Source organism: Enterococcus sp. C53 (genome assembly GCF_040887425.1).
GTDB lineage: Bacteria > Bacillota > Bacilli > Lactobacillales > Enterococcaceae > Enterococcus_B > Enterococcus_B hirae.
On the sequence record NZ_JBFOFT010000013.1, the window covers coordinates 41,808 to 48,392 of the forward strand.

Annotated in this window: 7 protein-coding genes and 1 pseudogene; 7 read left to right on the top strand and 1 reads right to left on the bottom strand. The window is 34.7% G+C overall.

Translation table 11 applies throughout. The features are described 5' to 3' along the window. Positions 1-2: 2 nt before the first annotated feature. The 3 genes from budA to AB3I42_RS13295 all read left to right on the top strand — a co-directional run bounded on the left by budA (position 3) and on the right by AB3I42_RS13295 (position 1,784). The gene (gene budA / locus AB3I42_RS13285; protein WP_010718430.1) at positions 3-713 is read left to right on the top strand and encodes an acetolactate decarboxylase; all 711 of its coding nucleotides are present in this window, start codon (positions 3-5) and stop codon (positions 711-713) included. Positions 714-875: 162 nt separating this feature from the next. Beyond that, on the top strand, positions 876-1,361 hold the full coding sequence (locus tag AB3I42_RS13290; protein ID WP_368022554.1) for a GAF domain-containing protein: 486 nt from the start codon (positions 876-878) through the stop codon (positions 1,359-1,361). A 159-nt stretch (positions 1,362-1,520) separates the two neighbouring features. Beyond that, positions 1,521-1,784 carry a hypothetical protein gene (locus tag AB3I42_RS13295; protein WP_010737894.1) on the top strand — a complete coding sequence of 88 codons (264 nt, stop codon included), beginning with the start codon at positions 1,521-1,523 and terminating at the stop codon, positions 1,782-1,784. A 103-nt stretch (positions 1,785-1,887) separates the two neighbouring features. Here AB3I42_RS13295 and AB3I42_RS13300 read toward each other — a convergent pair. After that, a pseudogene (locus tag AB3I42_RS13300) lies at positions 1,888-2,605 on the bottom strand (transposase). A 257-nt stretch (positions 2,606-2,862) separates the two neighbouring features. Between AB3I42_RS13300 and AB3I42_RS13305 the strand changes: the two are divergent. The 4 genes from AB3I42_RS13305 to AB3I42_RS13320 form a co-directional block, all read left to right on the top strand. Beyond that, positions 2,863-3,267 (top strand): MarR family winged helix-turn-helix transcriptional regulator, encoded by a 405-nt coding sequence (locus tag AB3I42_RS13305; RefSeq protein ID WP_010737892.1) that lies wholly within the window; start codon positions 2,863-2,865, stop codon positions 3,265-3,267. Between the two features lie 27 nt (positions 3,268-3,294). After that, positions 3,295-3,933, top strand: a complete 639-nt coding sequence (locus AB3I42_RS13310) for a nitroreductase family protein (RefSeq protein WP_010737891.1) — start codon at positions 3,295-3,297, stop codon at positions 3,931-3,933. A 15-nt stretch (positions 3,934-3,948) separates the two neighbouring features. Continuing rightward, a complete protein-coding gene (locus AB3I42_RS13315) occupies positions 3,949-4,236 on the top strand; it encodes a putative quinol monooxygenase (protein WP_010718425.1) in 288 nt (95 codons plus the stop codon). Positions 4,237-4,727: 491 nt separating this feature from the next. Then, the coding region (locus AB3I42_RS13320) for a MucBP domain-containing protein (protein ID WP_368022553.1) at positions 4,728-6,585 on the top strand (1,858 nt) is incomplete at its 3' end.

Consider the following 6,585-nt stretch of genomic DNA (forward strand, 5'->3'; position numbering starts at 1 on the left):
AGATGAGTGAAAGAATACTTTTTCAACATGGAACACTAGGAGCATTGATGGCAGGACTAATGGATGGTACTGAGACGATTGAACAGATACTCAAACACGGGACTTTAGGTTTGGGAACGCTACATGGGTTAGATGGGGAAGTCATCTTCTTGGATGGCGAAGCTTATCAAGGGCGTTCAGATGGAGTAGTTGTTAAGCTGACAGGAAAAGAAACCACTCCTTATGCAGCAATCACCCCATTCATTACAGATGAACGTTTTGAAGTCGAAAATCAAACAAAAGGCGAAGAATTAAAACAATCAATTTTAGCCAGTCAAGCAGGAAACAACTTATTTTTAGCGATAAAAATTACTGGGCTGTTTAAAACAGTCCACACACGTATTATGCCAAAACAAGAAAAGCCTTACCGAAGATTAGCAAAAATATCAGAGTCTCAACCTGAATTTCATGAAACAAATAGTCAAGGAACGTTAGTTGGATTTTATACGCCAGAACTGTTTCAAGGAGTAGCAGCTGCTGGATTTCATTTGCACTATATCGATGAAGCTAAACAATTCGGAGGGCATGTCATTGATTTTGAGCTGACAAAAGGCACTGTCGAAATCAGTAAAATCGAAACACTTGTTCAACATTTTCCCAGCGATGATCCAACGTTTATTGGAACGACAATAGATTATGCAAACTTGGAACAAGAGATCCAGCAAGCAGAATAATTTTCTAATGAGTCCGTGCTAAAAATTAATAATGAAAGTATTTTATATTTGAAGGATGTTCTTTTCCCGTCTTTCTGTCTAGTAAGGTCAGTTTTTTCTCAATGACTAGTCAGCAAATCATTTCTAAGCTATAATTTTTTCATAGAAGGAGTGGTTGAGATGTTGTGGACAGAAAAGCAAAAAGAAGATGCCTATCAAATTTTATTATTACAGCAAAAAGGATTATTAGAGGCAGAAGATCATTGGCTAGCAAATTTAGCGAATTCTTCTGCTTTGTTGAACGAGACATTACCAGAAACAGTTTTTGCAGGTTATTACCTATATAATGGCGAAGAATTGATTTTGGGTCCATTTCAAGGTCGTGTTTCTTGTACTAGGATCACAATAGGAAAAGGGGTTTGTGGTGAGTCAGCACAAACAAAAACTACATTGATCGTTGATGACGTTAAGAAACATGAAAACTATATTTCTTGTGATTCTGCAGCTCAATCTGAAATCGTTGTGCCCATGATCAAAGAAGGGCGTCTGATTGGCGTTCTAGATATTGATTGTGGTGTAACAGGCGGATACGATCATATTGATCAAGAATATCTTGAGAAATACGTAGAAATGCTTATTGATATCGTGCCTTTAGATGTTATTTCTTAAAAAAATTCAATAACTTTAATAAGTGAAATCAAAAGAACGCTCGAAAAAGTCGTTCTTTTGATTTTTTTCTAAAATTATAATGGTTTTTGGTTTTCATAATCTAATTTTAATGCTATTATCATTTTATAAAATGTTAGAACGATTAAAGGTGGATGAGATATGAATAACGAAGAAATCATTTTGGGACAAAAATATGCGTGTAAGCCAATCGGTTTAAAGCATGTAGTAGTAGGTGAAGTCATTAATAAATTAGAAAATTGTATCGTGTTATGTGTGGAAAAATACCAAGAAAGTGATCATGAAGAAATATTAGAAAAATGTGGGAAAGTGGTTGCAAAATATGCGGATGTATATGATTTAACTACTATAGAAGCCATTTTTGAAACTTCTTCAAAAATTTATGAACCAGCGCTTGTCTCATAAATAAAAAATAGTTTAAAAGAGAGGCTCTTTGTCGAATGATGTTGGTAAAGAGAAATCTTAGAATAATTTGGGCAGAAAGAAGAAAAACTTCTTTCTGTTCTTTTTATTTGGTTAAAATGGTTTTACCGTGTCGAATCATGATCCGACGTTTGAAATGATAAAAATTTCGAAACCCATAAGCATTGCATTTTAATACTTTAATATGGTTGTTTAAACATTCTAGTGGTCCGTTTGAATAACTGTAGCGGAGGGCATTTCGGATCTGTGGCAGAAACTTTTTAAATGTTCGCAAAGTTGTCGCATAAGTTTCAGGTAGCTGGCTGACTTCTCTGGATAAACAGTCCTCAAATAGTAAATGATCTCTTTTCTTTACTGCATAAAGAACATCTAGATATAACTGATAGCCTTATCGCAAGTTGGGACAAGTGGCTAACAATCGGTCGACAATCTCACTTTCAGTTAAGTAATCTTTGAAACTGGCACGCCAAACTCGTTTTTCATCGTTCAACTTTGCTTCTTCTTTTTGACTGAGCATTTGGGAAAAGCTTTTTAACCAATGAAACATAAGGCGCATACCTATCAATAACAATGAATTCAACAGCTTTTCGAGTCGCTAAGGACAATCGAGAAAACAGCTTTCTAAATAAGGCAATCGTCGGTTTGAGACAATGTGGACACTCTTCGGGCGTGTATTGAAGAGTACCTTTGTAAATCAAGCAAATTTGCCCTTTATATCTTTCTTTGGTTAAACAATTTTCCTCGAAATAGATAGTTAGGTCTAGAATATTTAGGGTATCTTTGATAAGCTGAGTATAAGACATCTTGAATCCTCTTATGAATTGGTTAGCCAAATTAATTCTAAAGGATTTCAGGGTGTCTTTTCTATGTTTTTACATCATAAACATAAAAAGATGTTGGTGAATTTCACCAACATCAAAAAGTATAGAGTCAAAAGAGAAAGAGGAATAGCTTTCTCTTTTTTTTTTGTTATTCAAACTTTTATGCTTTACAAGTCTCACTAAAACATTTATATTATTGATAAGTCAATAATTGACAAGTCAACGGAAGGAGGATGGAGATGGATTTAAGAAAACTCAGTCAGTTACTCTATAAAATCAAAATTATCAGTCAAGAAGGATCAGCTTTGTTCGAGAAAGAAACTGGATTCAGTTTGACGAGATATGAAATGCTGATGTTTTTATGGGAAAAAGGCAAATGTTTACAAAATCAAATTCAAACAGATCTGAAAATAGACAATGCAGCTATCTCTAGACATTTGAAGATATTGGAAGAAAAAGGCTATGTTTCACGAAAACGCAATCCAGCGAATAATCGTGAAGTATTTGTTCTACTGACGGATACAGCCAAACGAGAACTGGCTAAGTGTGAAAATAATCATCAACAGTCCGCTGACTCTTTGTGCATTTCGTTGACCGATGAAGAAATCACCGAACTAACAAAATTATTGAATAAACTTTATTAACTACATTAGGAGAAAGAATAGAGAAAAATGAGCAAAGAATTAGTAAACAATGATTTTTCAAGTGTTGTATTTGGAAGAAAATCCGTTCGTGTATATGATGAAACGGTTAAGATTTCTCATGAAGAAATGTTAGAAATGATACAAGAAACAACAACAGCACCATCTTCAGTTAATATGCAACCATGGCGTTTTGTGGTGGCAGAAAGTGAAAAAGCAAAAGCAAAATTGAAACCATTGATCCGTTTTAATACGAGACAAAATGATACTTCATCAGCTATGGTCATGATCTTTGGAGATATGAACTGCTACGAATATGGGGAAGAAATCTATGACCAAGCAGTAGCAGAAGGTAAGATGCCGGCAGAAGTCCGAGACCAACAACTTGCTGCGATCCTTCCTTATTACCAAAACTTTACACGTGAACAAATGAATGACGTTGTGAAAATTGATGCTAGTTTAGCTGCAATGCAATTCATGCTAGTTGCTCGTAGTCACGGCTATGAAACAAATCCAATCGGGGGATTCGAAGCAGACCAATTGGCTGAAGCTTTTGATCTCGACAAAGAACGTTATGTTCCAGTGATGATCTTATCTGTTGGGAAAGCAGTAGAAGAAGGATATGAATCTGTTCGATTGGCTCCAGAAAAAATTACAACTTTTAAATAAAGCGAGTGTGGAAAAATGATCGTTATCAATGCAAAATTTTCAATCAAACCAGAAAAAAGAAATGAATTTCTTGCGGAAGTAAATGAACTTGTTGCAAGTACAAGAAAAGAAGACGGGTGCTTAAGCTATCAATTGTACGAATCAATCGATATTGAAAATGAATTTGTCATGGTTGAAAATTGGCGTGATCAAGCAGCAATTGAAGGACACAATCAAAGTCCGTTACTTCAACAATTATTTAAAAATATGAGTCAGTATAGTAGTAAGAAGACAGAAATAAATGTTTCTCAAACAGTAAACTAATTTTTTGATTAAAGAAGTTATGTGTTAAATCTATTTTATAAAATGTAACTAAATAATTTCCAGTTCGTCATGGTAAAATGATTAATCATTTACCGTGACGGGCTTTTTTTGTTAATCAATCATTTTTACTAAATAAACAGAATCGGATTTTAAATAACGTTTGTGAATTTTTTTAAGAATGTGAAAATCATAATTTTAATTCCTTAACTAGATATTTTTTTATTTTAACACACAGAAAACCTTGGTTTAATAATAAAATAATCTTGCGAATCTTATATGTTACAGGTAACATTAATATGTAGGTTAAACTACTATTGTTTATTTTAAATAACGTTTTTTAAGGAGGTGGATAATCGGATTCAAGTACATAAATAAAAGTAACCAACCTTAGAATAAAGTAAGAAAAAGCTAGGTTAGCCAAATTTCAAATATAACTGGGGGAGCAGATAAATTAAATGACGAAAAGAAAGTAAAATAAAAAAATAAAAAAAATGAAAACAATTATGAACTCAGCATTGCTGATGACCACTGTAGTGGGGTTGCTAGCACCTAACGTATTGGCAGCATCCAACGCAGTAAGTGAAATCGAAATGATTGATGAGGTGCAACCACCACATGATTCAGGAACATTGGACCTATCCATGCCTGAACCGGAAATAGGATGGGTATCTGTCAATGGGGTAGATGTAGATACACAAAAAGTACTTTGGTTTTCAGAGGAAGTCGGTTTCGTCGGAAATGATGTAACCTTATTCGCTGAAATTGTAGAAGGGTATGAATTGATCTCGCCAGATAGAGTGACTATTTATATGGAAACGGCAGAGATGCATCACAATTTTTACTATAAGAAAATTGAAGATAGTCCTGAAGAAAGTTTCTCGTCAGTAACTGTGCAGTATTTACATAATGAAACTGGTCAACCGATTGCCGAACCTACGGTAATTAATGATTTAGAGATTGGAACAGAATACATAGGAAATGCACTGGTGATTGATGGCTACACGATCGTAGGGCCTGAAACTTATACAATCAATGTTTCCGAGGATCCAAATAGCAATATCATTACTTTCCGTTATGATGAAAATCCAGTGACTAAAGAAAAAGCAGCTGTAACTGTTAAGTATATTAATGAGAAGGGGGAATCGATTGCTGAAGATAAAATAATAAGTGACCTGGAAGTCGGCTCTACACATACAGAAGAAGCGTTACTTATCGAAGGATACGAATTGCTGAGTACCAAAGTCCAAACGATAGAAATACAAAGCGAAGGCAATATCATTACATTTATATATGAAACTAAGGAAACAACGCCGCCAGAAAATGAAAAAGCCAATTTGACTGTGAAATATATTGATGAGCATGGTCAATCGATTGCTAATGGTAAAATAATCCAAGACTTAGAAGTCGGCTCTACATATACGGAAGAAGCGTTACTTATCGAAGGATACGAATTGCTGAGTGCCAAAGTCCAAACGATAGAAGTACAAAGTGATGGCAACACCATTACATTTATATATAAAGCCAAAGAAACATCACCGTCAGAAAATGAAAAAGCCGATCTGACTGTCCGATATATCGATGAGCAAGGTCAATCAATTGCGGAGAAAAAAGTAATAACTGATTTAGAGATTGGGAAGCTTCACAAAGAAGAAGCGTTACTAATCAAAGGATATGAACTAGTTAATCCGAAGTTAGCGATACAAGAAGTCATGATTGAAAAGGGAACAAACACGATCACGTTTATCTATAAGAAAATCAAAACAACAGTAGCGTTAGCAGGAAACGTTGCTTTCATTTATGGTACAGAAGGAAAACAAATGACGGCGGTTATTCCAGGAGGAACAACGATGTACGTTGTTTTGAACGGGGAAATCATCGGAAAAGCCAAACAAGAAAAGGTCAATTCTTCTCGTTTAGTAGATGTAAAAGTAGAAGAACCGACGACGATTTATTTATCTAAAGCTGTAGCAAATGGGGAAACAGTTCAATACTATACAGAAAATGAAGCCGGAGAGAAATCAGTCATCTCAGAAATTACACGCCAAGAAAAGACGGATCAAACAAATAAACCAACTGAGAATGACGACAACAAACAAGATCAAAGTAAAGTGGATACCACAACTGAAACGAATAAAAATAAAGAAAGTACCGAAAAGAAAGAATCAAATCAAACGTCAACTTCAAAAAATGGTAGCACCACAAAAAATAATTCTACAGGTACGACCAAAACCACCGTATCTGGAAAAGCTACTTTACCAAAAACAGGAGAGCAACAAAATCGCTTATTGCGCAGTTTAGGAATGGCACTTTTAGTAACGGTAATGGGGATCAGTTACATATTAAAGAGAA

Coding starts and splice junctions, on each gene's coding strand:
- AB3I42_RS13295 (WP_010737894.1), top strand. CDS start 1,521: ATGAATAACGAAGAAATCATTTTGGGACAAAAATATGCGTGTAAGCCA.
- AB3I42_RS13315 (WP_010718425.1), top strand. CDS start 3,949: ATGATCGTTATCAATGCAAAATTTTCAATCAAACCAGAAAAAAGAAAT.
- AB3I42_RS13310 (WP_010737891.1), top strand. CDS start 3,295: ATGAGCAAAGAATTAGTAAACAATGATTTTTCAAGTGTTGTATTTGGA.
- budA (WP_010718430.1), top strand. CDS start 3: ATGAGTGAAAGAATACTTTTTCAACATGGAACACTAGGAGCATTGATG.
- AB3I42_RS13305 (WP_010737892.1), top strand. CDS start 2,863: ATGGATTTAAGAAAACTCAGTCAGTTACTCTATAAAATCAAAATTATC.